The sequence below is a fragment of the Nocardia sp. NPDC050710 genome (genome assembly GCF_040654375.1).
In the GTDB taxonomy this organism is placed as follows: Bacteria; Actinomycetota; Actinomycetes; order Mycobacteriales; family Mycobacteriaceae; genus Nocardia.
The window spans coordinates 24840-48097 of the sequence record NZ_JBFAHV010000041.1; the positions used below are offsets into that span (position 1 = coordinate 24840).

General features: G+C 67.9%; 22 protein-coding genes. 12 read left to right on the forward strand and 10 right to left on the reverse strand.

Annotation, left to right across the window (positions count from 1 at the left end):
- Positions 1-26: 26 nt before the first annotated feature.
- Both AB0H61_RS37800 and AB0H61_RS37805 read right to left on the reverse strand, forming a co-directional pair.
- Positions 27-3335 (reverse strand): AAA family ATPase, encoded by a 3309-nt coding sequence (locus AB0H61_RS37800; protein WP_357313467.1) that lies wholly within the window; start codon positions 3333-3335, stop codon positions 27-29.
- Between the two features lie 73 nt (positions 3336-3408).
- Positions 3409-4590, reverse strand: coding sequence for an exonuclease SbcCD subunit D (locus AB0H61_RS37805; RefSeq protein ID WP_357313471.1), 1182 nt, complete (start codon positions 4588-4590; stop codon positions 3409-3411).
- 194 nt (positions 4591-4784) lie between these two features.
- Between AB0H61_RS37805 and AB0H61_RS37810 the strand changes: the two genes are divergently transcribed.
- Together AB0H61_RS37810 and AB0H61_RS37815 are read left to right on the forward strand one after the other, a co-directional pair.
- Entirely contained in the window at positions 4785-5942 is a 1158-nt protein-coding gene (locus AB0H61_RS37810) for a DNA recombination protein RmuC (protein WP_357313474.1), read from the forward strand.
- A gap of 146 nt (positions 5943-6088) precedes the next feature.
- Entirely contained in the window at positions 6089-6967 is an 879-nt protein-coding gene (locus AB0H61_RS37815; RefSeq protein WP_357313476.1) for a DUF6542 domain-containing protein, read from the forward strand.
- Positions 6968-7055: 88 nt separating this feature from the next.
- Here the strand turns inward: AB0H61_RS37815 and AB0H61_RS37820 are convergent, their stop codons facing one another.
- On the reverse strand, positions 7056-8066 hold the full coding sequence (locus tag AB0H61_RS37820) for a 4-hydroxy-3-methylbut-2-enyl diphosphate reductase (RefSeq protein WP_357313479.1): 1011 nt from the start codon (positions 8064-8066) through the stop codon (positions 7056-7058).
- A 111-nt stretch (positions 8067-8177) separates the two neighbouring features.
- Between AB0H61_RS37820 and AB0H61_RS37825 the strand changes: the two genes are divergently transcribed.
- The 4 genes from AB0H61_RS37825 (at position 8178) to AB0H61_RS37840 (ending at position 10921) form a co-directional block, all read left to right on the forward strand.
- Positions 8178-8819 carry a lipid droplet-associated protein gene (locus AB0H61_RS37825; protein ID WP_357313481.1) on the forward strand — a complete coding sequence of 214 codons (642 nt, stop codon included), beginning with the start codon at positions 8178-8180 and terminating at the stop codon, positions 8817-8819.
- A 91-nt stretch (positions 8820-8910) separates the two neighbouring features.
- Entirely contained in the window at positions 8911-10269 is a 1359-nt protein-coding gene (gene xseA, locus AB0H61_RS37830) for an exodeoxyribonuclease VII large subunit (RefSeq protein ID WP_357313483.1), read from the forward strand.
- Positions 10266-10526 (forward strand): exodeoxyribonuclease VII small subunit, encoded by a 261-nt coding sequence (locus tag AB0H61_RS37835; RefSeq protein ID WP_357313485.1) that lies wholly within the window; start codon positions 10266-10268, stop codon positions 10524-10526. The genes xseA and AB0H61_RS37835 overlap by 4 nt, the downstream gene beginning before the upstream one ends.
- 50 nt (positions 10527-10576) lie before the next feature.
- Positions 10577-10921 (forward strand): VOC family protein, encoded by a 345-nt coding sequence (locus AB0H61_RS37840; RefSeq protein WP_357313488.1) that lies wholly within the window; start codon positions 10577-10579, stop codon positions 10919-10921.
- A gap of 67 nt (positions 10922-10988) precedes the next feature.
- On the opposite strand, the gene AB0H61_RS37845 is transcribed toward AB0H61_RS37840, so the two are convergent.
- Complete coding sequence (locus AB0H61_RS37845; protein ID WP_357313490.1) at positions 10989-11555, reverse strand: DUF4245 domain-containing protein; 567 nt, start codon at positions 11553-11555, stop codon at positions 10989-10991.
- A gap of 132 nt (positions 11556-11687) precedes the next feature.
- Between AB0H61_RS37845 and glpX the strand changes: the two genes are divergently transcribed.
- The 4 genes from glpX (at position 11688) to AB0H61_RS37865 (ending at position 15781) form a co-directional block, all read left to right on the forward strand.
- On the forward strand, positions 11688-12731 hold the full coding sequence (gene glpX, locus AB0H61_RS37850; protein WP_357313493.1) for a class II fructose-bisphosphatase: 1044 nt from the start codon (positions 11688-11690) through the stop codon (positions 12729-12731).
- A 167-nt stretch (positions 12732-12898) separates the two neighbouring features.
- Positions 12899-13927, forward strand: a complete 1029-nt coding sequence (locus tag AB0H61_RS37855; RefSeq protein WP_357313496.1) for a phosphotransferase — start codon at positions 12899-12901, stop codon at positions 13925-13927.
- 39 nt (positions 13928-13966) lie between these two features.
- Complete coding sequence (locus AB0H61_RS37860) at positions 13967-14227, forward strand: zf-TFIIB domain-containing protein (protein ID WP_357313498.1); 261 nt, start codon at positions 13967-13969, stop codon at positions 14225-14227.
- 150 nt (positions 14228-14377) lie between these two features.
- Positions 14378-15781 (forward strand): class II fumarate hydratase, encoded by a 1404-nt coding sequence (locus AB0H61_RS37865; RefSeq protein WP_357313501.1) that lies wholly within the window; start codon positions 14378-14380, stop codon positions 15779-15781.
- A gap of 120 nt (positions 15782-15901) precedes the next feature.
- Here the strand turns inward: AB0H61_RS37865 and AB0H61_RS37870 are convergent, their stop codons facing one another.
- The 3 genes from AB0H61_RS37870 to AB0H61_RS37880 form a co-directional block, all read right to left on the reverse strand.
- On the reverse strand, positions 15902-16759 hold the full coding sequence (locus tag AB0H61_RS37870; protein WP_357313504.1) for an acyl-ACP desaturase: 858 nt from the start codon (positions 16757-16759) through the stop codon (positions 15902-15904).
- A 115-nt stretch (positions 16760-16874) separates the two neighbouring features.
- Positions 16875-17405, reverse strand: coding sequence for an esterase (locus AB0H61_RS37875; protein ID WP_357313507.1), 531 nt, complete (start codon positions 17403-17405; stop codon positions 16875-16877).
- A gap of 216 nt (positions 17406-17621) precedes the next feature.
- Positions 17622-18896 (reverse strand): PhoH family protein, encoded by a 1275-nt coding sequence (locus tag AB0H61_RS37880; protein ID WP_357313524.1) that lies wholly within the window; start codon positions 18894-18896, stop codon positions 17622-17624.
- 434 nt (positions 18897-19330) lie between these two features.
- On the opposite strand from AB0H61_RS37880, the gene AB0H61_RS37885 reads away from it, so the two are divergent.
- Complete coding sequence (locus AB0H61_RS37885; RefSeq protein ID WP_357313509.1) at positions 19331-19603, forward strand: hypothetical protein; 273 nt, start codon at positions 19331-19333, stop codon at positions 19601-19603.
- Positions 19604-19652: 49 nt separating this feature from the next.
- Here AB0H61_RS37885 and AB0H61_RS37890 read toward each other — a convergent pair whose 3' ends face one another.
- Together AB0H61_RS37890 and AB0H61_RS37895 are read right to left on the reverse strand one after the other, a co-directional pair.
- Positions 19653-20075 (reverse strand): limonene-1,2-epoxide hydrolase family protein, encoded by a 423-nt coding sequence (locus AB0H61_RS37890; protein WP_357313511.1) that lies wholly within the window; start codon positions 20073-20075, stop codon positions 19653-19655.
- A gap of 50 nt (positions 20076-20125) precedes the next feature.
- Positions 20126-20872 carry a TetR/AcrR family transcriptional regulator gene (locus tag AB0H61_RS37895; RefSeq protein WP_357313513.1) on the reverse strand — a complete coding sequence of 249 codons (747 nt, stop codon included), beginning with the start codon at positions 20870-20872 and terminating at the stop codon, positions 20126-20128.
- Positions 20873-20985: 113 nt separating this feature from the next.
- Here AB0H61_RS37895 and AB0H61_RS37900 point away from each other — a divergent pair, with 113 nt between their 5' ends.
- A complete protein-coding gene (locus AB0H61_RS37900) occupies positions 20986-22182 on the forward strand; it encodes an FAD-dependent monooxygenase (protein ID WP_357313515.1) in 1197 nt (398 codons plus the stop codon).
- A gap of 103 nt (positions 22183-22285) precedes the next feature.
- On the opposite strand, the gene AB0H61_RS37905 is transcribed toward AB0H61_RS37900, so the two are convergent.
- Positions 22286-23059, reverse strand: a complete 774-nt coding sequence (locus tag AB0H61_RS37905; protein ID WP_357313516.1) for a hypothetical protein — start codon at positions 23057-23059, stop codon at positions 22286-22288.
- Positions 23060-23258: the final 199 nt, after the last annotated feature.

Consider the following 23258-nt stretch of genomic DNA (forward strand, 5'->3'; position numbering starts at 1 on the left):
CCATCCCGGCCGTACGTCCGGCAAGTTCAGGCGACGGTGGTTTCGAGGTGGGAGCCGGTGCGGCCGCGGATGACGTGCAGGCGGCAGGGGATGCGCTGGCGCATTTCGTCTACGTGGCTGACCACGCCTACGACGCGGCCGCCCGCGCGGAGTTCGTCGAGGACGCCCATGACGGCGTCGAGGGTGTCGGCGTCGAGGCCGCCGAAACCCTCGTCGATGAAGAGGGTGTCCAGGACGAGGCCGCCGGATTCCGCGGCGACCGTATCGGCCAAGCCGAGCGCCAAAGACAGTGAGGCCATGAAGGTTTCGCCGCCGGAGAGGGTTTTGGCGGGCCGGATCGCGCCGGTGTAGTCGTCGCGGATGTCGAGGCCGAGGCCACCGCGGCGACCGCGCGGGCCCGCCTTGTCGGAGTGCACGAATTCGTAACGGCCGCCGGACATTCGGCGCAGACGAACGGATCCGGCCAACGCCACCTCTTCGAGGCGGGCGGCCAGCACATAGGAACGCAGCGACATGCGCCGGTTGTTCTCGCCGCGCCCGGCGACGACATCGGCGAGGGCGGCGAGTTCGGCGTGGGCGCGCCGCAGCGGGGCGATGCGATCCAGCGCGGCCCAGAGTTGGCCGCCCAGATCCTCCAGCAGATTCACCCGGCGGGTCGCCTCGGCATGGGCGGCGACGGCGGCGTTCAGCGCGGTCTGCGCCGCCGTGACCAGGCGTTCCGACTCGGCCAGATCACCCGGTTCGCTCGATGCGGCCGCCTGGATCGCGGGCTCGGCGAGTACCGCCTCCGCATGCGCGCGAACCCGATCGGCGGCCACCAATTCCGCGTCGATCTCGTTCTGGCGCTGCGGAGTTCGCGACGCTGCGGTGACAACCTTCGCATACGCGGTGAGCATCGCGACGTCGTCGCGCGGTGGTACCTCGACCACCGGCGCGGCCGAGGTATGCCCGGGCGAGGCAGCGTCGCCCGGAACCGGCGCGTCAACCGCGTCGATCTGGAAACCCGCTGTGCGAGCGAGATTTTCGACGCGGTCCGCGATGACGGTGACCTGGTCTCGAGCCGCGGCGGCCGCGGCGCGCGCATCGCGCAGCGTGGTGGCTCCGGTCACGAGGGCGTTGAGACGGGTCCGGCGGCGGTCGATGGTTTCATCGGCGCCCGCGGCGGCGCGCAGGCGGGCGGTGAGCTCGTCGAGACGGACGGTGGCGGTGGCGATGTGGGTGGTGACGGTGCTGCGGCGGGTGTCGGCGGCGCGCAGTTCGTCGTGCAAGCGGGTTTCATCGGCACGCAGACGGTTCAGCTCGGCGGTGAATCCTTCGGCCAGTTCGGAGATTTCGGCGGCGTCCTGATAGCGGTCGGTGGCGGCGCGCAGGGCGGCGGCGAGTTCGACGCGGTCGGCATCGCCGCCGCGGGCGATGAGCGCCTCGATCTCCCGTTCCAGTCCGGCGATTCGGGCCAGCACGCGATCTCGCGCGTCCTCCGCGGCACGTTCGGCGGCGACGGCCGCGTCCTCGGCGTCCTTCGATACCGCGTGTGCGGTCGGGCGGGCCGGATCGGGATGGTCGGCGGATCCGCATACCGTGCACGGTTGACCGTCGCTCAGCTGACCGGCCAGTTCGGCCGCCATTCCGGCCAGCCTGCGCTCGCGCAGCTCGAGTACCTGTTCCTTTGCGTCGTTGTGAGCGGCCCGGGCGGTTTCGAAGTCGATCTTGGCGCGATCCAGATTATTTCGGCGCGTGGCCAATTCGACCGCGGCGGCGGCAGCGGTCTGCAGCCGCTCGCATTCGGCGGTGAGCGTCGGCAAGGTCGCCGCGGCGGCAGTGGCCTCACGCAACCGCGTGTCGACGGAGTCGATCGTGGCGGGCAGTTCCGCGCGCCGCCGAGTCAACGTGCCGACGGTTCCGGTCAGCGCGGCGTCCTCGGCCCGCAGCGCGGCCAACTCGGCATCGAGCCGGTCCGCGGTCGCCGCATCGGCCCGAACCTCTTCCAATGCCCCGATCTGCGCGCTCCACCGCTGGATCGCCCCATCCAGATCCGCGTCCTCGCGAATCATCGGCGTGCCGATATTCGAGGCACCCGACTGCCCGGCCGTGGACTGCCTCGAATCAGCTTCGGCCCGTGCGCCCGAGTGCTCGTCGCCGACGGGACGCACCTCGAGCGCGGATCGCTCCGCCCCACGCTGCCCTACGGCACCGGGCGATATGGCGGCCGTCCCCGCGCTCCCGGCCGAGGTAACGGTCTCGTCGCATTCGAAGGAGACCAATGCCACGCCACCGATATCGGCCGCCGCCGGATCGACGAGCTGGGCCGCCAATTTCGCTGAGGCGCCGCGCATGTCATTGTGCAGTCGCCTGCTCGTCATGACCGCCGCGCGCGCCTCGTCGATCGCCTCCGCGACCGGTTGGGCGCGATGGGCGAGTTCCAGCTCGGCCTGTAGCGCGGCGCGATGGCCCGCCGCCGCGGTGTAGTCGTCGAGTTGCTGTCGGGCGGATGCCATGCGGCGGCGCAGCTCCGTCAATCGGCGCTGCTCCTCGGCGTGGGCCCGCACGCGCGTCGATTCCTGTTGGCGGCGTTCGGCTTCGGCCGTGGAGGTCGTCAGCTCGGCGCGCGCGGTGGCGAGCAGATCCTGTGACCAGTTCACCGCGTCCGGCAGCTCGACCGCCTCGGTGACATTGCGCCCGGCCGCCATGGCGACATTGTCGATCAACCGGTGGATGGCCTCGGTCCGTAGCTTCATATCGGCATCCGAGGCGCGGCGCTTATCCGCGAGCCATTGCTCAGCGGTGCCGAATCGTTCGGTGTCGAAGAGCTTTTCGAGCAGTTTCTCGCGATCTTCGTTGTCGGCACGCAGAAACCGCGCGAAGTCGCCCTGCGGTAGCAGCACCACCTGGAAGAACTGATCGGCGCTCATGCCGAGCAGCCGGATGATCTCGTCCCCGATATCCGGGATCCGGGACAGGTGTTCCCCACGCCCGTCCAACCAGGTCAACGTGGCCTTGGCCGGATCGGTGCGCATACCGGTGCCGCGGAGCTTGGGCCGCTCGAATTCGGGAATCCTGGTGAGCCGCAACCGGCGTCCGCCGATGGTCGCCTCCAGCACCACCTGCGGCGGCGTCTGCTCGGGGGCGTGATCGGAGTGCAGCCGTTTACTCTCGCCGCGCGCGCCCGGCACCCGGCCGTACAGCGCGAAGGCGATCGCATCCAGCACGGTGGTCTTACCCGCACCGGTCTGCCCGTGCAGGAGGAACAATCCGTCGGCGCCGAGCGCGTCGAAGTCGATGACGGTGGTCTCGGCGAACGGGCCGAACGCGGTCATCTCCAGCCGGTGCAGTCTCATGCACCGGCCTCACTCGATGACCCGCCCGGGATCATCCGCGCGACCGGATCGGTCCGCTCAGCTCGTGCGATGTTCATGCCGACAGTTCCCCGGTAACCGCTGTCACCGCGGCGTCCACCCGATCCGGCTCCGCCACCGCGGCGGCGAGCGCCCGCTCCAGCCAGACCATTTCACCGTCACTGGGCACACCGCGCACATCGGTGAGGAAGCTCTGCGCTACTTCGGTATCGCGGCGACCGTGCACCCGTTCACGGTAGCGCAGCTCGGGGTTGCCGTCGGGGCGCGACCATTCCACGTGCACCGCGTGCGGGAAGCGCCCGCGCAAGGTGCGCAGCGCGTCGACCGGGCGGGCGGTGTCGGTCAGAACCGCGGATACGTAATGCTCCTGCGCGCCGGCGTGGGCCGGATCGCCGAGGAGTTCGTCCAGGGTGCCGGTCAGCCTGCTCAGTCCCCGCACCAGCGGGAGGTCGCGACGCTCGACCGAATGCAGCCCGGACGCATCCAGATCGATGATCCATACCGCTTTGCGATGTGAACTCTCCGCGAACGAATACGGCAGCGGCGAGCCCGAATAGCGCACCGACGCCGACAGCGTCTGCGGCGAATGCAGGTGGCCGAGGGCGACGTAGTCGATGCCCTCGAAGGCCGACAGCGGCACCGTCTCGACTCCGCCGACGGAGATGGACCGCTCCGATCCGGTCGCCTCACCGCCGACCACGAAGGCGTGCGCCAGCACCACCGTGCGGGTGTCGCCGCGCCGCGCGATATCGGCCCGGATCCGGCTCATCGCCGCGTCCAGAATGTCGGCGTGCGAACGTGCCTGCGGCACACCGAGTTCGGCGCGGGTGATCTCCGGTTCGAGATACGGGATGCCATAGAAGGCGACCTCGCCGTGCGCGTCGGAGAGCACCACCGGCCGATCGGCCTGCGCCACCGTGGTGCGCAGATGCAGCCCGCCCGCGGCGGCGAAGCTGGCGCCCGCGCCGAGCCGGGCGGGCGAATCGTGATTGCCCGAGGTGGCGACGATCTGCGCGCCCGCGGCCCGGATGGCCTCGAATCCGCGGTTACACACCGCGATAGCGTCGGAGCTCGGGATCGACCGGTCGTATACGTCGCCGGGCAGCACTACGACATCGATCGATTCGGCGGCCACCAACTCCGCGATGACGGTCAGCGCATGCTCCTGATCGGAGAGCAGATCGACGCCGTGGAAGGTGCGCCCGATATGCCAGTCCGAGGTGTGCAGCATCCGCATGGGCCGAAACCGTAGGCGTACCCACCGACAGAATTCAATTGTCTGACCCGCCGTGTCGGATTTGCCGGACTCGGCCCGGCGTGTTCACCGGTGTCGCACCGCGGCACCGGTTCTCCGAACCACCCGGGTTTGCCGACGCGCTGCTGTCCGGTAGCTCGGCGAGTTCGTCGGTGACGTACGGCACTATCTGCGCTATGACCGCACCGATGCTCGTCGCACTGATGCTGGTATTCGCCGCCGGGATGGGGCTCGGCTGGCTCGGCCACGCCGCGCGCGCGGGCCACCGCGCCACCGCGGCGGAGGCGAGACTCGCGGCGTCCACCGATAACGAACGGCTGCTACGCCAGTCGCTCACCGCGGCGAACGAGGATGCGGCACGCAGGCATTCACATGCCATCGGCGCCATGGTGGAACCACTGCGAGAGGCGGTCGGCGCGCTGAATCAGCACATCCAGCAGGTCGAGCACCATCGCATCAATGCCTATTCCGGACTGCGCGAACAGGTCGCGGGCATGCAGCGCACCTCGCATCAACTCTCCAGCCAGACCGGCCAGCTGGTGGCGGCGCTGCGGGCGCCGCAGGTACGCGGCCGCTGGGGTGAAATCCAATTGGAGCGGGTGGTGGAGCTGGCGGGTATGACGCGACACTGCGATTTCGACACCCAGGTCAGCCGCGCCGCCCGCGGCGACGGCAATGCCGACCGTACCGGCACCGTCCGCCCGGATCTGGTGGTGCGCCTGGCGGGCGGCAGACATATCGTCGTCGATGCCAAGGTGCCGTTCACCGCCTACCTCGATGCCAGCACCGCCGACGATCCGGATGTGCGCGCCGACTTACTGATCCGGCACGCCAAACATCTGCGCGCCCATATCGACCAGCTCGCCGACAAGGCATACTGGGCCGCCTTCGATCCCGCGCCGGAGTTCGTGGTGCTGTTCGTACCGGGCGACCCGTTCCTCGATGCCGCGCTCACCACCGATTCCGGGCTGCTGGAGTACGCATTCGGCCGCAATGTGATTCTCGCCACCCCGACGACCCTGATCGCATTGCTGCGCACGGTGGCGTTCAGCTGGCGGCAGGAGGCCATGTCCCGCGATATGGCAACGATTCAGCAATTGGGAAGGGAGCTTTACGCCCGGCTCGGTATGACCGGCAGGCATCTGGATCGCCTCGGCGCACAGCTCGGCAAGGCGGTCGACGCCTTCAATTACACGGTGGCCTCGGTGGAGTCCCGGGTCATGGTCACCGCCCGCAAGCTGCACGACCTGGAGGTAGCCGAACAGCAGGTACCCGCCATCGAGCGAGTGGATTCCTGGCCGCGGGCGGTGGGTTTCGCCGACGCCGACGATTAACCCGAGCGTCTGGTTGCCGACCACCGGAATCCGGTCGGCTCGAATGCCGAGCCGCACATGTGTCGCTCGTCGCATGCGTCGCTCGTCCGAGCCCCGGTGGCCGTGCCGTAACACCCCCCGGCGCGACGACAGTTAGTGTTCATAACGTGGCTGCTTCCCAACGTGTGCGATCCCGGGTGCCCGCGCCGCAACGTTCGATCCTGCCGTCGGTGTCGGGTATCCCGGCCGGGGCGGCGATCCTGATTGCGGTTGCCAGCACATTTCTGGGGTTCTTGATCGATGCCAAGGGCGAGGGCGGGGAACTGACCGGCACATTCGCCGCGCTGTATGTCGCGGGCTGTGTGGCGGCGGTGCTGGCTGTTCGCCACCGCGGGCTCTTCACCACGATGGTGCTGCCGCCACTGCTGCTTTTCATCGCCGTCCCGCTGTCCTATCAGCAGCTGACCGGCCGGGCCTCGACCGGACTCAAGGACATCCTGCTGAATCTGGCCATCCCGTTGGTGAACCGCTTCCCCACCATGATCCTGGCCACAGTGCTGGTGCTGGCGATCGGCGGGCTCCGAATCTTCCTCGATCGACGCGACGAAGCCACCGAACGCGCCGACGAGGGCCGCCGCGGTTCGAGTTGGGGTCGCAGCAATGCGACCGGACGCACCCGACAGGCCAAGGACGCGAACGGCACGCTGGCCGACGCCACCAAGCGCCGCGCCCGGCGCAAACCCGAACCGCTGGTGGATCTATCCGATCAGAAGACCGACAAGTACGAACCCCCGCGCCCGGGCAGGCGCCCGGCCGGTGAGGTGGCGGATACGCCCCCGCGGGTCGCCACCAAGGGCCGTCCGGCCGAGGGTAGGCCGGCTGCCGGACGGGTGGCCCGCCCCACCGCCGCCATGCCGCGCTCCGAGGCGGAGCCGCCGCGCGCGGGCCGCGGCCGCGGCGAGGTACCGCCGCATCCGCGCCCGAACGTGCGCTACCGAGAGCGCGATTCACAGCACACCGAGCGCCGCAAGCCCGAGAGTCTCTAGCCGAGAGCGCTCCGGACATCCCGCTCGACGAGCCGAGGCGCGAATCCCGCCACGCGGAAGCCCTCGGCGCGATCGATGACCGGCGGCGCTACCGCCGGGTGGTGCGCAGTTCGCGCGGCAGGGCGAAGACCAGGGTCTCGTTCGCGGTCGTGACCGGCTGGACATCGGCGAACCCGTGCTCCTCGAGCATGTCGAGAACGCCGCGCACCAGGATCTCCGGCACCGACGCGCCGGAGGTGATGCCGACAGTGCGCACACCTTCGAGCCAGGCCTGATCCACTTCACGGGCGTAATCGACCAGGTACGCGGCCTTGGCGCCCGCGCCGAGCGCGACCTCGACCAGCCGCACCGAATTCGAGGAATTGCGCGAACCGACCACGATCACCAGATCGCACTCCGGCGCCATGGCCTTCACCGCGACCTGACGGTTCTGGGTGGCGTAGCAGATGTCATCGCTGGGCGGATCCTGCAGCAGCGGGAACCGCTCGCGCAGCCGCTGCACCGTCTCCATCGTCTCGTCCACGCTGAGCGTGGTCTGCGAGAGCCAGATCACCTTGTTCTCATCGCGCACGGTCACCTTGTCGACCGAATCCGGCCCGTCCACCAGCTGCACGTGTTCGGGCGCCTCGCCGGCGGTGCCCTCGACCTCCTCGTGGCCCTCGTGGCCGATGAGCAGGATGTCGAAATCGTCGCGGGCGAAGCGCTTGGCCTCCTGATGCACCTTGGTCACCAGTGGGCAGGTCGCGTCGATGGTGTGCAGGTTCCTGGCCGCCGCCGACTCGTGCACGGCAGGCGAGACGCCGTGCGCGGAGAACACCACGACCTGACCATCGGGCACCTGATCGGTCTCGTCGACGAAGATCACACCGCGCTCGCGCAGGGTCTCCACCACGTGCCGGTTGTGCACGATCTCCTTGCGGACGTAAATGGGGGCGCCGTGCTTCTCCAGCGTCTTCTCCACCGTCTCCACGGCACGGTCCACGCCCGCGCAGTAGCCGCGCGGCTCCGCGAGTAGGACGCGCTTTCCACCGTCGGCATCGGAGGTTCCGGAACCCGCCGAGCGCGCGATTCCGACGTTCAAGGGGATGGCCGAAGACATGCCGACAGCTTACTTGCGCGATGCGGTCCCCGCCCCGGCGGATAGACACGCGAGAATCTGTCTGTGACACCTACCCTTTGCATAACACGGCGTATCGGGCAGGCTAGGACCATGCTTCGACCACCCTTCCTGGCGCGGGTCGCCGCGGGCGCCGCCGTATACGCACTCGAAGAGACCCGTCGGCTTCCCACCGCCGCAATGAATTTCCCGATCACCGCGATCAGTCAGCTGTTACAGACGACGATGCATATCCAGCAGTTCGTCACCAGCCTCGCGCTCAAGGGCGACGCCGTTTTCGACCGTCTGGGCAGCACCTCCGAAGAGCAGCCGGAGTGGGCCACCTTCGACGAGGATCTCGAGGACGAGCAAACCTCCGGCACCGGCTCCGCGGCCCCCGCCCGCAGCAGCCGCTTCGACCTGTACACCACCGACGACACCACGACCAGGGCCGGTGAGACCAACGGCCACGCCACCGCGGTGCAAACCATCACTGTGCCGGAGATCACCGAGCCGCAGCCCGAGGCGGAACCGGAACCCGAGCCGGTCGCCGCCGCCGAGCCGGAGATCGTCGAGCCCGAGGTGGCGATCCGCTACGACTACGCGAATATGACCCTGGCCCAGCTGCGCGCCCGCCTGCGCATGCTGACCGTCGAGGATCTCACCGCACTGCTCGATTACGAGCAGCAGACCCGTGCCAGGGCGCCGTTCGTCACCATGTTGACGAACCGGATCGCCACCGTGCGGGCCCAGTGATCCGAGTCCTGACGTCATCGTCGACGGTTGGCCGGGTCGCACCGGCCAACCCGATGCGCGTCTGTCGGACCCGGCGCGTATATCTGGCGGTATGACACAGGACGGCACGCCGGTGCAGCGCGGCGCCACGGCGCCGGCCGCTGCGGCACCCGCCAACTCCGCCGAACAGCCCTGGCCGGTGCGCTCGGTCGCGCTCAAGGTCGCCCAGTGGATCGACCGCCTCGGCAGTATCTGGGTGGAGGGCCAGATCACTCAGATCAACCTGCGCCCCGGCACCCGCACCGCGTTCCTGGTGCTGCGCGACCCGTCCGCCGACATGTCGCTGTCGGTGACCTGCGACCCCGATCTGATCCGCGCATCGCCGGTTCCCCTACAGGAGGGCAGCCGGGTCGTGGTCTACGGCAAACTCTCGTTCTTCGTCGGCCGCGGCACGATCTCCTTGCGCGTCATCGAGATTCGCCCGGTCGGCATCGGTGAACTGCTGGCCCGCATCGAACGTTTGAAGGCGCTGCTCGCCGCCGAGGGATTGTTCGATCCGCGGCTGAAGCGGCCGATTCCCTTCCTGCCCGAGACGGTCGGGCTCATTACCGGCCGGGCCAGCGCCGCCGAACGCGATGTCTTGACCGTGGCCCGGAATCGTTGGCCCGCAGTACGTTTCGAGGTCCGAAACACTGCGGTACAGGGCCCTACCGCGGTACCGCAGATGTTGGAGGCCCTGGCTGCCCTCGACCGCGACCCGGCCGTCGACGTCATCGTGCTGGCCCGCGGCGGCGGCAGCGTCGAGGATCTGCTTCCCTTCTCCGATGAGGCGCTGTGCCGCGCCATCGTGGCCGCCACCACCCCGATCGTCAGTGCCATCGGCCACGAACCCGACAACCCGCTCAGCGATCTGGTCGCGGACCTGCGCGCGGCCACCCCCACCGACGCCGCGAAGCGGATCGTGCCCGACGCCGCGGCCGAACTCGCGGGCATCCGCGATATGCGAGACCGCGCAGCCGCCGCATTGCGCGGCTGGGTGGAACGCGAAACCAGGGCGCTGGCACAGCTGCGTTCGCGTCCGGTGCTCGCCGATCCGCTGCGCGAAATCGACCGGCGCACAGAGGAAGTCGAGCGGTTACGTACCTCGGCGCGCCGTTGCGCCGATCACCTGCTGCGCACCGAATCCACGGCCACCAGGCATCTGCGCGAGAAACTCACCGCGGTGGGCCCGGCCGCCACACTGTCGCGTGGCTACGCTGTCGTCCAGCGGGTGACCGGCCGGGAACGCCATGTGGTGCGCAGCATCGAGGACGCGCCCGCGGGCAGCCAGCTGCGCATCCGGGTCGCCGACGGCGCCGTCAGCGCGGCCGCGCTCGGCGCCCAATCACTCGGGAAGAGCATTGTGACCACGGCGGATTCCGGCACCGGGCCGGGCGAGCACGATTCCGAGACAGGGAGGAACCGACGTTGACCGAGTCCGGCAAGGATGCGGGGAGCCGTACCGAGAGCGAACTGGCCGAGATCGAAACCTTCGGCTACGAACGCGCCCGCGACGAACTGGTCAATGTCGTGAAAATGTTGGAACAGGGCGGCATGGATCTCGACGATTCACTGGCGCTGTGGGAACGTGGCGAGGCGCTGGCCAGTCGCTGCGAGCAGCATCTGGCGGGCGCTCGCAGGCGCGTGGAGGATGCGATATCCCGCTCCGAGGCCGAAGAAGAGGCGTGACACGCCGGTCTCCGGACCGGGCGGAGTGACGGCAACCCAGAGGAGAGGCAATGACCATTCGTCGCGCGACCCCGGATATCCGCACCGACGATATGGAGCGCAGCCGCGACTTCTACAAGCTGCTGGGTTTCACCGAGGCGATGGACCTCGGCTGGGCGGTGACGATGGCCTCCCCGTCCAACCCGACCACCCAGGTCCTGCTGGTCGGTCCCGACGCCGAACACCCGCAGCCGGATATGAGCGTCGAGGTGGACGATGTCGACGCCGTACACGCGGATCTGGTCGCCGCGGGCGCCGACATCGTCTACGCACTGCGCGACGAGCCATGGGGTGTGCGGCGCTTCTTCGTCCGCGATCCCAGTGGCACCATCGTCAATGTCGTCAGCCATCGCTGACGACAGCCACCGCCGACCCGACTACTCGGAGCGCGCGAAATACGGCGGTCGGCGTCAGCGCGAGAACTCAGCGCGACAGTGGCTGCGCGATGGTGACGGCCTGCGCCAGCGTGGTGAACGCGGCCTGATCCCCCGCGCCCTTGATCAGAACCCGCGACTGCCCGAAATCGGCGATCCAGGCGGTTTCCTCGGTCGGCTCGGTGAAAACCGTCCACTTCTGGTCGCCGATCTGCTCGGTACCGGTGGCGTATCGGGAGCCGAGAACGAACCGCGCGAGCGCCTCGTCGGTGGCGCTGCTCTGGGTCAGCTGCATGTAGGTGCCCTGCGCGGTGATGTACCCCACGGTGCTGACCGGCCCGCCGCCGGCAGCGGTAATGGTGTTGCGACTGCCGGAGTTCGGCCGCCACTGCTCGGGAAGGACCGGATTCCGGATCGGGAACGGCAGCGTGCGGGCGTCGGCGGTGAGCGCCGCGGCAACGTCGAACTTCGGGATCTGCCCCTCGGTCGGGCCCTTCGCACTGAAGCTGCACTGGCTGGCCAGACCGGCGAAAACCACGGCGATCAGCACCAACGGGATCAACGAGAAGAACAGATCCTTGTAGTCGTGGAGGATGCGTGGCTTTTGGTAGGACACGCTCCCAGTATCCACTCGACCGGAGGCCGGTCCCGCGTGCACCCCCGGTGCCTCGACCATATGGTGCGAAGTCCGTCGAGCAGGGAATGAGACAATCGTCCGGTACGCACTACCCGAGGGAGGCATCACGCCATGACGGCATCTTCGCCCGCACCCAGCCGCCGCGAGGCCCCGGACCGCAACCTTGCGCTCGAACTGGTCCGGGTGACCGAGGCGGGCGCGATGGCAGCGGGCCGCTGGGTCGGCCGCGGTGACAAGGAGGGTGGCGACGGTGCCGCCGTCGACGCGATGCGGCAGCTGGTCAACTCGGTTTCGATGCGCGGCATCGTGGTGATCGGCGAGGGCGAGAAGGACGAAGCGCCCATGCTGTACAACGGCGAGCTCGTCGGCGACGGCACCGGCCCCGAGCTGGACTTCGCGGTCGATCCGATCGACGGCACCACGTTGATGTCGAAGGGTTCGCCCGGCGCCATCGCGGTGCTCGCCGTCGCCGAGCGCGGTGCGATGTTCGACCCGTCCGCGGTCTTCTACATGCACAAGATCGCGGTCGGCCCCGACGCCGCCGATGTGATCGATATCTCCGCACCGATCGGTGAGAACATCGCCCGGGTCGCGAAGGCCAAGAAGCTGTCGAAGTCCGATCTGACCGTCTGCATCCTGGATCGCCCCCGACACGCCGAGCTGATCCAGCAGGTGCGCGACGCGGGCGCCCGGATCCGGCTGATCTCCGACGGCGACGTGGCCGGCGCCATCGCCGCGGCCCGCCCCGATTCCGGCACCGACATCCTGGTCGGCATCGGCGGCACCCCCGAGGGCATCATCGCCGCGGCCGCCATGCGCTGTATGGGTGGCGAGTTGCAGGGCATGCTGGCCCCGAAGGACGACGAGGAGCGCCAGAAGGCCATCGACGCGGGTCACGACCTGGACCGCGTGCTCACCACCGAGGACCTGGTGGCGGGCGAGAACGTCTTCTTCTGCGCGACCGGTATCACCGACGGCGACCTACTACGCGGTGTCCGCTACTACGGTGGCGGCGCCTCCACCCATTCGATCGTCATGCGCTCCAAGTCCGGCACCGTCCGCATGATCGACGCCTACCACCGCCTCACCAAACTCCGCGAGTACTCCTCCGTCGACTTCATCGGCGACGAGCACGCGGTCCCGCCCCTGCCCTGATCGACCGGTGAGCCCGGTGCGGTTCGTGCGTGATCACCGCAGGGAAGCTCGCCGACGACGAATCCGGAGAAGACGCGTATGCCATTGGCTGCGCGTCTTTTTCGTGCGAATGCGATATCCGCCGACTACGGTCCGAGTAACCGCGCGGCGGCGACACAACTCGGGCGATGGGGAATGTGGTGATGGGGGCGAAGGGCGAGCCGGGGCCGGTGGTCGCAGCGCTGATCGAGGTCGCGGAGCTGGCCGGCGGCACCGGCGCGCCGCACCTGCTCGTGGACCGCGCCGATGTCATCGTGCTGCGCCTCGGTGGCATCGTGGTCAAGGCGCATCCGGCCGATACCGACGTCGCGCGACTGGTGGCCCGTTTGCGCGTGGCGAGCGCCCCGGCCCTGGCCGACATCCTGCTCGCACCGATAGCGGTCGGCGGACAACCGGTGGTCCGGCACGGCGGACGCCTGATCACGGTGTGGCCGTACGGCGTACCCGTCGACCCGGACGATCCCGATGCCGCCCCGTGGGAGCAGGCCGCGACCCTGCTCGCACGACTGCACGCGACACCGGTATCCGACCTGTCCGCATCCCACGACCCGGTCGCCGATCCCGCACACCCGGCCGAATACACCGCCGATGCCGACCGTCACTCGGCAGCCGACGGCGCCGTCGCCCGGTACCCGATACCCGATGCGGGTGGGCCCGCCCGGGTGTACCGGGCGCTCGCGCGTCTGCGGGCGGCGGGCGATGGCGTCGACGCGAGTGCGGCCGCTACGGTATGCCGAGCATTCGCTGGTCTGCCCGAGTTGGCCGCCCAGCGGCGCGGGCTGGTCCACGGCGACTTCCATCTCGGCCAATTGGTTCGACTCGTCGATGAATCCGAAAGCCCTTGGCGGCTGGTCGATATCGATGATCTCGGGCTGGGTGAACCGGCATGGGATCTCGCGCGACCGGCCGCCTTCTATGCCGCAGGCATTCTCGATCCTGTTGTATGGCAACGATTTCTGGGATCGTATCGGGCATCGGGCGGCACGGCGGTGCCGATCGAGGGCAACGAGTGGGCCACCTTGGAGCTGCCCGCCCGCGCAGTGGCCGTACAGGCCGCGGCGCTGGCGGTGGCGAAGGCCGATGGCGAATCCGATGAACTGGATGCGGCTTTGGTGGACGCGTGCCGTCGAATAGCTGATGCCGACGCCACATCATGACATCGCCATGCGTGCACGAATGCGGGTAGCGTGGCCGGAATGCAGTGTCCGAAATGTCGTGGATTGATGCAGACCTACAACCGCAGCGGGGTACACATCGAGCAGTGCGGTAACTGCCGGGGGATCTTCCTGGACTACGGTGAGCTCGAGAATCTGACCCGGCTCGAATCCGGGTACGCCTCCCCACCGCCGCCGCCCGCGGCACCCGCCCCGGCCTGGGGCGCTCCGGCCCCGCACTACGGGCACGGCCACGGACATCACAAGCACAAGTCCTTCGGCAAGATGCTCTTCTCGTCCTGATCCACACCCGCCACTCCGACCGACGGCATGCGGCGGGACCCGCTGAACAGAGCGGCCGCCGCACCGGTCGCTTATTCCACGGGCGGGGTGTGCGAAGGACCTCAGGCGTGGCAGCCCACATGCGATCGACCGCGGCATAGGCTCGGATCCATGACCGAGCAGACGCAGTACCGAATCGAACACGACACCATGGGCGAGGTACGAGTTCCGGTGCACGCCCTGTGGCGCGCGCAGACGCAGCGGGCCGTGGAGAACTTCCCGATCAGCGGGCGTGGCCTGGAGCGGGCGCAGATTCGGGCGCTCGGACTGCTGAAGGCCGCCTGCGCGAAGGTGAATCGGGATCTCGGGCTGCTGGATCCCATCAAGGCCGACGCCATCATCGCCGCCGCGAACGAGATCGCCGAGGGCAAACACGACGACCAGTTCCCGATCGATGTCTTCCAGACCGGCTCGGGCACCAGTTCCAATATGAACGCCAACGAGGTCATCGCGTCGATCGCCAAGGCCGATGGCGTCGACGTGCACCCGAACGACGACGTGAATATGTCGCAGTCCTCCAACGACACCTTCCCCACCGCCACCCATCTGGCCGCGACCGAGGCCGTCATCAAGGACCTGGTCCCGGCACTGGAACATCTGCGGCTGGCGCTGCTGGACAAATCCGACGAGTGGCGCACCGTGGTGAAGTCCGGGCGCACCCACCTGATGGACGCGGTGCCGGTCACCCTCGGCCAGGAATTCGGCGGCTACACCCGGCAGATCGCCGCGAGCATCGACCGCGCGATGGCCGTCCTGCCCAGGCTCGGCGAGCTGCCCATAGGCGGTACCGCGGTGGGCACCGGACTCAACGCACCCGATGGTTTCGGCGCGAAGGTCGTCGCCGAGCTGGTGCGCTCGACCGATATCGATGCACTGTCGGAGGCCCAGGATCATTTCGAGGCGCAGGCCGCCCGGGACGGTCTGGTGGAGGCGTCCGGCGCGCTGCGCACCATCGCGGTGAGCCTCACCAAAATCGCCAACGACATTCGCTGGATGGGTTCGGGCCCGCTCACCGGTCTCGGCGAGTTACGGCTGCCCGATCTGCAGCCCGGCAGCTCGATCATGCCCGGCAAGGTGAATCCGGTACTGCCCGAGGCGGTTACGCAGGTCGCCGCACAGGTGATCGGCAATGACGCGACCGTCGCGTTCGCGGGCGCCGGCGGCGCCTTCGAGTTGAACGTCTACATCCCGGTCATGGCGCGCAATCTGCTGGAATCGATCCGGCTGCTCGCCAATGTCTCCCGGCTGTTCGCCGACAAATGCGTTCGCGGTCTGGTGGCGAACGAGGAGCATCTGCGGACCCTTGCCGAATCCTCGCCGTCCATCGTCACCCCGCTGAATTCCGCGATCGGGTACGAAGAGGCGGCCGCGGTGGCCAAGGAGGCACTGCGGGAGAAGAAGACGATTCGCCAGACGGTGATCGATCGCGGACTCATCGGCGACGGACTCAGCCTGGAGGAACTCGACCGGCGCCTGGATGTGCTGTCCATGGCCAAGCTTCGAGACCAGCAGTAGATCGCGCGGCGAGCGCACCTCGCTGCCTCGACCAGACCGGCCGAGTAGTGCGCCACCGATTCGGCGGCGCGAGTCGGGAATCCGGTCGATGCGCACATCCGCGCACCGACCGGACAGTATTCAGCCGCGCAGGTGCGCGAGCTCGGCGCGGGCCGCCTCGCCCGCTTCACCGAGGTCGGTCCGCCCGAAAACGTTCCACCGCTGTAGCAGCGGGCCGAAGACCAGCTCGCCCTCCTTGGCGGGATCGTAGATGCCCGCCTCGGCGAGCAGCTCGTCACTGCTGCGCCCGTCCGGCAGGGTCACCGAGGGCACGTGGAAGGCGGCCACGCTGTCGGCGATGGCACGCATCGTCTGATCCGGTGCGATCGCGAATGCGGCGGCGACCAGGTCGGCGAAGAATATCGACTGCAATTCGTCATCGGCGGCGATGCGCTCGGCCATCATGGTGACGATCTTGTTCTCCCCGAGCGCGGCGGTGTTGCGATGCCGGATCGCGGCGGCCGCCTCTTCGAAGGCGCAGGTCGCGAGCACGTCGAGCAGGTGCAGCGCGGGCCTGCGGAAACCCTTGGTCATATGGTCCATGCGCAGCCGCTCCAACTGCACCGGATCCACCGACCGGGTGACCATGAGGTAGTTGCGGATCATGATCTCGTGCCGGTTCTCTTCGGCGGTCCACCGGCCGACCCAGCGCCACCACGAGCCGGTCCGCAGGTACTTGCCGACCTCCCGGTGGTACGAGGGCAGGTTGTCCGCGACGAGGACGCTGACGGTCAAGGCCAGCTCGGCGAGCTCGCTGAGCTCGGATTGACCCGGCTCCCAATCGGTCCCGCCGAGGAAGCCGAAGTTGCGGCCGTCGTCCCATGGCACGTAGTCGTGCGGCTGCCAGCCATCGGCGACCTCGATGTGGCGACGCAGATTCAGTTCCACCTCATCCGCGAGCGCTTCGAGCAGCTCACGGTCGGTCAAGAGATTTTGCACTGTCACAACCTAGCTGCTGAGCCCGTCGCGCGGGGATCTACGAGTGAGAAGGGGAGGAGAAAATCGGACCGGCGTCCGAAACCGCGCGATGCCCGGCCCCGGACGCCGCACCAGCCTACTTCTCGGTGACGGTGATCTGGCCGTCGACCCACGTGATGGTGCCGCCGGTGAAATCGCTCTGCTTACCGCCCGGGATGTCCTTCTCGTCACTGGTCGGGTAGCCGAGGCTGCCGGTGGCGCCACCGGCGGCCTCCCACGCCTCGCGGATCTCACCCCACACGATGTACGGGGCGCCGTCCTTGGCCTGATAGATGGTGCCACCTACGAAGTCCTGGTAGACGCCGCCGTCGGGGCCGCTTTCCTGGGCCTCCTCCGGGACGCCGAGCGGGCCGGTCTGGCCACCCGATTTCACGTATTTGTCGAAGATGGCGCCCGACACGGCGACCTCGTCCCCGCCCTGGGTCGCGATCTTGGTTTCCTCCGCGGCCCCGGAGGCAGCGGTGGTATGCCCCGCACTGTAGGTCGGCATGGTCGTGGTGGTCGCCATCATCGACGTCATCGTGTCCTTCGCGTCGGTCGCCGTGTCCTTGGCGTCGCCGCTGCCACAGCCTGCCGCCACCAGCAGTGCCGCGGCTGCGAGGGCCACCGGGTATCCAGCCGTTCGTCGAGCGAAGTGGTGCATTTCCATCCTCTCGAAAGTGGCTATCGAACGCCCCGAACCCGGTGCGCCGCATAGCCTGGGCCGACGTTCAGCAACGACCCGGCGAATCGAAAGAGACTCGCCGGGTCGTTGCCGAACAGGTATCGAGCGGATATTACCCATCGAAGTGTGAAGTGAAACACACCCTATGGGTTTGCCAGATCAGGCGTTCGGGCCATACTCCTCCAGCATCTCGGTCACCAAGGCGGCGATCGGTGACCGTTCACTGCGGGTGAGCGTGACGTGCGCGAAAAGCGGGTGCCCCTTGAGCTTTTCGATCACCGCCGCGACACCGTCGTGCCTGCCGACCCGCAGATTGTCGCGCTGAGCCACATCGTGGGTGAGCACCACCCTCGATCCGGTGCCCAGTCTGCTGAGCACCGTGAGCAGCACATTGCGTTCCAGCGACTGCGCCTCGTCGACGATCACGAAGGAGTCGTGCAGTGAGCGACCGCGAATGTGGGTGAGCGGCAGCACTTCCAGCATGTCGCGGCTGAGCACCTCCTCGAGCACCTCGGCGGAGGCCAGCCCGTCCAGGGTGTCGAAGACCGCCTGAGCCCACGGCCCCATCTTCTCGCTCTCGCTACCCGGCAGGTAGCCCAGGTCCTGGCCGCCGACCGCGTAGAGCGGACGGAAGACCACCACCTTGCGCTGGGTGCGGCGCTCCAGCACCGCCTCCAGACCCGCGGTGAGCGCGAGTGCGGACTTTCCGGTGCCCGCCTTACCGCCCAGCGAGACGATGCCGATGCTCTCGTCCAGCAACAGATCCAGCGCGATGCGCTGTTCGGCGGAGCGGCCGTGCAAACCGAACGCCTCCCGCTCCCGCACCAGTTGCACCCGCTTGTCCGGGGTGACCCGGCCGAGCGCGCTCGAACTGGTACCGAGCAGACGGATTCCGGTGTGGCACGGCAGTTCCCGGGCCTCGTCCAGATCGATCACCGATTCGGAGTAGATCTGATCGATCTGCGCGGTGGCCACGTCGATTTCGATCATCCCGGCCCAGCCGGAGGTCACCACATCCTGGGCGTGGTACTCATCGGCGTGCAAACCGACGGCACTCGCCTTGACGCGCAACGGAATATCTTTCGACACCAGGACGACTTCGCGGCCCTCCGCCGCGAGATTCAGGGCACAGGCCAGGATGCGGGAGTCGTTGGTGTCGGTGCGGAAGCCGACCGGAAGGACCGCGGGGTCGGTGTGATTGAGTTCCACCTGCAGCGTTCCGCCCTCGGTGCCGATCGGCACCTGCTGATCCAGCCTGCCGTACTGCAGGCGTAGATCATCCAGGTTGCGTAGGGCCTCCCGCGCGAACCAGCCCAGTTCGTGATGGTGCCGCTTGCCTTCGAGTTCGCTGATGACGACCAGCGGTAGCACGACGTCGTGTTCGCCGAACCGGGTGAACGCCCAGGGATCGGAAAGCAGGACCGAGGTGTCGATGACATAGGTCTTGGCACCGGAATTACGGGAGTGCGAGGAGCGGGCCCCCTTCTTGTCCGAGGAGACAGCGGCTGTTTTCCCGGTGTTCCGAGAGGCCGAGGGAGCGGAAACGGAGCGTGCAGCAGTCACGGTGGGCTCCTAATGTGTCCGTGCGGCACCCGCGCGGACGATCTCGCTGGACCGGTCCGTCCTGATGGATCCGACGTAAGTCAGAAGCCACGAGGGCCGGGTGCCGGCCCCCTCGCGCTGAATAGCTCAGTCACGGCCAGGACCTCCCGTACGAACCACAACGACGCGGCCCGCATCTCCGACGCTACCGAAGACCACCCGGTCTCCGCTCCCGGAGCGGTAGGCGCGTCGATGAAGATCCCGTTAACGCGCGTCACCGCACAACTCGTCACCGCAGGTCATCAAGGCCCGTTAGAGTCGAAGACATGGCCGGTAACGAGGAACTCGAGAAGCTGTCGTCCAAGGAATTGCACGACCGGGCGGTGAAGCTGGCCGTACGCCACGGCGACGTGAAATTCCTGTGGCGACTGCTCACCTCGATCCCGGCCGCCGAGGCGGCGGCGGGCAATCTCGGGGAGAGCGAGGCCGACATCAAGTGGGTGGTGCCGATGATCGACGACTACTTCCACGCCGGGGACGGCGATATCGCCGAGGTGCTGCGCCCGTTCTACCTCCAGTACCTGAACGAGCGCTCCTAACCGTACGCGGGGGCGAAAGGTCTTCGCCGCGAGGTGGACCCGCGGTCGATCAGCGGCGCGAGAAGACCGCGCGCCAGAGTCCGACCGCGACGCCGCGCAAGAAGTTCTCCCACGAGAAGTGGTCGTGCCACAGCACGATTCGGCCGTCGCGCAGCTCAAAGGTGCCGGTTACCCAGAACCCGATCCGCACCGGACCGACGCGCAGGTAATCGGTGCGGTCGGTGAGCACGATGTCACCGTCGGCGGCGATGTGGTGCATATCGAGGCCGAAGCCGAACTGATCCCTGTTCAGACCGCGCAGCATCCCGCCGACGCGCCGAATGCCGCGCACGTCGGGCAGCGAGGTGTTCTTCCAGACGATGTCGGGGTCCAGCAGTTCCAGCGCCTCGTCGACGGCGCCGAGCTCGAGTGCGGAGAAGAACTCCCGCACCGTGGTGATCGGCTCCTGCTTCAGCTCCGGTTCATCGGACATGATCCGACTGTAGGCCGAACCGCCGCGCCACGGGGCCCGAGTTCGGCGGATCAGTGATCGCGGGCGCGCGAATCGGACCCGTCGCCACCGGCGACCAGGGCGCTCACGCCATCGAGGATGCGGTCGATGCCGAACCGGAGGGCGGCGTTGTCGTCCCCGTCGGCGGCCTGCTCGGCGAATGCCGCGCGCACCTCGGGGTAGCGGTCGCCCGCGGCGGTCATCATGTCGGCGAGCTGACCGGCGATCTGCTCGTCCATCACGCCGTCGTCCCAGCCGCGTAGTTGCTGGGCCAGGCTGCGGACGTGTCCGTTGAGCAGGACGATGGTGTCGAGCCGCTGGCCGCCTCGCAATCCGGTCCCGCTGAGCGCGGTGAGGGCCGCCTCCAACCAGGCCATCTCGTTAGGACCGATGGGCCGCACCCCGACGATGAGTTCGATTGCCCAGGGGTGTGCGCGGTACCGATCGAAGATCTCCTCGGCCCACCGGCGCAGGCCGTGTCGCCAACCCCGCTCCGCCGAATCGCCCTGTGTCGCGGTGATATCCGGTGGCTCGCCGATTGCGGCGTCCAGCATCAACGCGGTGAGCTGCTCCTTGCCGGGCACATAGCGGTACAGCGACATCTTGGTGAAGCCGAGCCGCTCGGCCAACCGCTGCATGGACAGGTTGGCCAGCCCTTCGGCGTCGGCCAGCGCGATGGCTTCGCCGACGATTCCCTCCAGCGACAGCGCGGGCTTGGGACCGCGCTTCGGGCGCTGCTGGATGCCCCACAGCAGTTCGACGGTGGTCGGTGATGGCATGACCGAAATCCTTCCGCACAACGACTTGACTTCCAAACTGTGTCTACCATACTCTAATTCGTGTCCAACGGAAACAGATTCCATCGGACGCAGATACGACATCGGGAGACACCATGCGCACCAAGACCGTCCTCATCTCCGGCGCCAGCATCGCGGGCCCGGCCCTGGCCTACTGGCTCGACCGCTACGGATTCACCGTCACCGTGATCGAGCGCTCCCCCGCGCTGCGGAGCGGTGGTCAGGCCGTCGACTTCAAGGGCGCCACCCATCGGACCGTGCTGGAACGGATGGGCATCTGGGACCAGATCCACGAGCGGCGCACCGGCACCACCGACACCGTCTTCGTGGACGAGAACGGCGCGCGGCTGGCGTTCATGTCCGGCGACTTCACCGGCGGCGATGTGGAAATCCTGCGCGGCGATCTGTCGGAGATCATGTACGAGAGGACGCGCGACGAGTGCGAGTACATTTTCGGCGACTCCATCAGCGCGCTCACCGAAACCGAGGACGGCGTATCGGTCGAATTCGAGCACGGCGCACCGCGGACCTTCGACCTGGTCTTCGGCGCGGACGGAATCCACTCCCGGGTGCGGCGCCTGGCGTTCGGACCGGAGCAGGAGTTCGTCGAGAACCTCGGCCATTACTACTGCGTCGCGGGGGCCAGCCCGTGGAGCACTGCGGGCACCGGCCCCCGCGAGCGGGCGACCGCCTACGGCTACAACGCGCCCGGCAGGCTGGCGGTCAGCGGCGGCTCGAAGGCACAGCAGCTCTATATGTTCACCGCGCCGGAGCTGGACTACGCCCGGGATGACGTTGCGGCCCAGCGGCGCATCGTCGCCGAAGCCTACGCGGGACTGGGCTGGGAGGTGCCGCGCATGCTCGCCGAGATGCCGGAGTTCGACGATTTCTACCTCGACTCGATCAGCCTGGTGCAGATGGGGAAGGCGGGGTACACCAAGGGCCGGGTCGCCCTGGTCGGCGACTCCGGATACGGAAACACCCTGGGCGGCTTCGGAACCGGGCTCGCGGTCGTCGGGGCCTATGTCCTCGCGGGTGAACTCGCGCTGCACGACGGCGACCACACCGTGGCCTTCGCCAACTACGACCGGATGATGCGTGACTACGCCAAGATCGCGGGCAATAGCAACGCTGGGCGCTTCCTGGCCCCGAGGACCGCGCGCGGCATCAGGATGCGCAACTGGTTCCTCGGATCGCGGATGTGGAATCTGATGCTGAAGTACGCCGACAAGGCCAGCAACGATATCGACCTGCGCGACTACCCCACCCTGGTCGCCGCGCGCGTGAACTAGTACCGATCATCAGTGCACAGTCGGGCGGTGCTGCGAATGAATGCTCGACGCCAAAGCCGTACACCGAATTCGTCCCGCTGACGGTAATTCGCTTTCTGCCGGTTCAATTCGCGGCGGGAACTGCCGACGAAAGAGGTTGACCACCGGCAGAAACACGCGGCCTGCGAGCGGAATACACCAACGCGGGAGGCAGGTTGCGGTACACCGTCCTGCTCGCGACCACTTCTTCGAATGCCCCGCGCAGCTGCGCGAGCTGGTGACGGCTCGGCGGGGCCCAGCGGGTGAACGTGTAGGTGAACTGGGTGTACACACCGCTCTCGGGCAGAATCGAGGCGATTTTCGCGATGAGCGTGTGGCCATGTGGGCCGGTGAATGCCGGCCAAGGGAGGCTGCTCACTACGACGTCCGCTGTGCGCAGACCCCGATCAGCGAGGATGCGGGGTAGTTCCCAGGCGGAGTCGGTGACAATCTCGGCGCGGGGAAAGCGCTGAACCAAATGCGCAGCCAGTCGCCCGTTCAGTTCGATCGCGATGTGGCGGCCCCGGCCTGAGAGTTTGCGTTGGATCGCCGCGGTGGCGGGTCCGGTGCCCGGACCGAGTTCCACCACCACGGGCTCGCCCCGCTCCGGCACGGCGGCGATGAGCCGCTCGACCAGGCGGGCCGAACTCGGTATCAGGGAAGCCGTCTGGAGCGGGCTGCGCAGGAACTCGCTGGCAAAAAGCACTGTTTCACTCAAAGGTATGACCTTGCGGTGTGGGATCTGCGGGATAGGAATTTCCTGTGTTGAACCGGCACGCTTGCCACCTCTCGACAGGTCATCGTGGACGGTGTTGGATACCCCACAAAACGTTCGTTGCAGGTACCAGCACCTGGTCAATGCATATTTTTTCCACGGAGAAATGCCGCCGAATCCAGGTGAACATGGACGAATTGATCCAAAGTGTGGAGTTTCTGTGATTGTCCAGTGGTGGCAGGACGGCGGAACCTATCGCGCGGTCGCGCGGACGAAGTCGACGACAACTGCGGCGAGTTCTTCGCCCTTGTCCTCCTGGAGGAAGTGCGCCGCGGAGGTGATG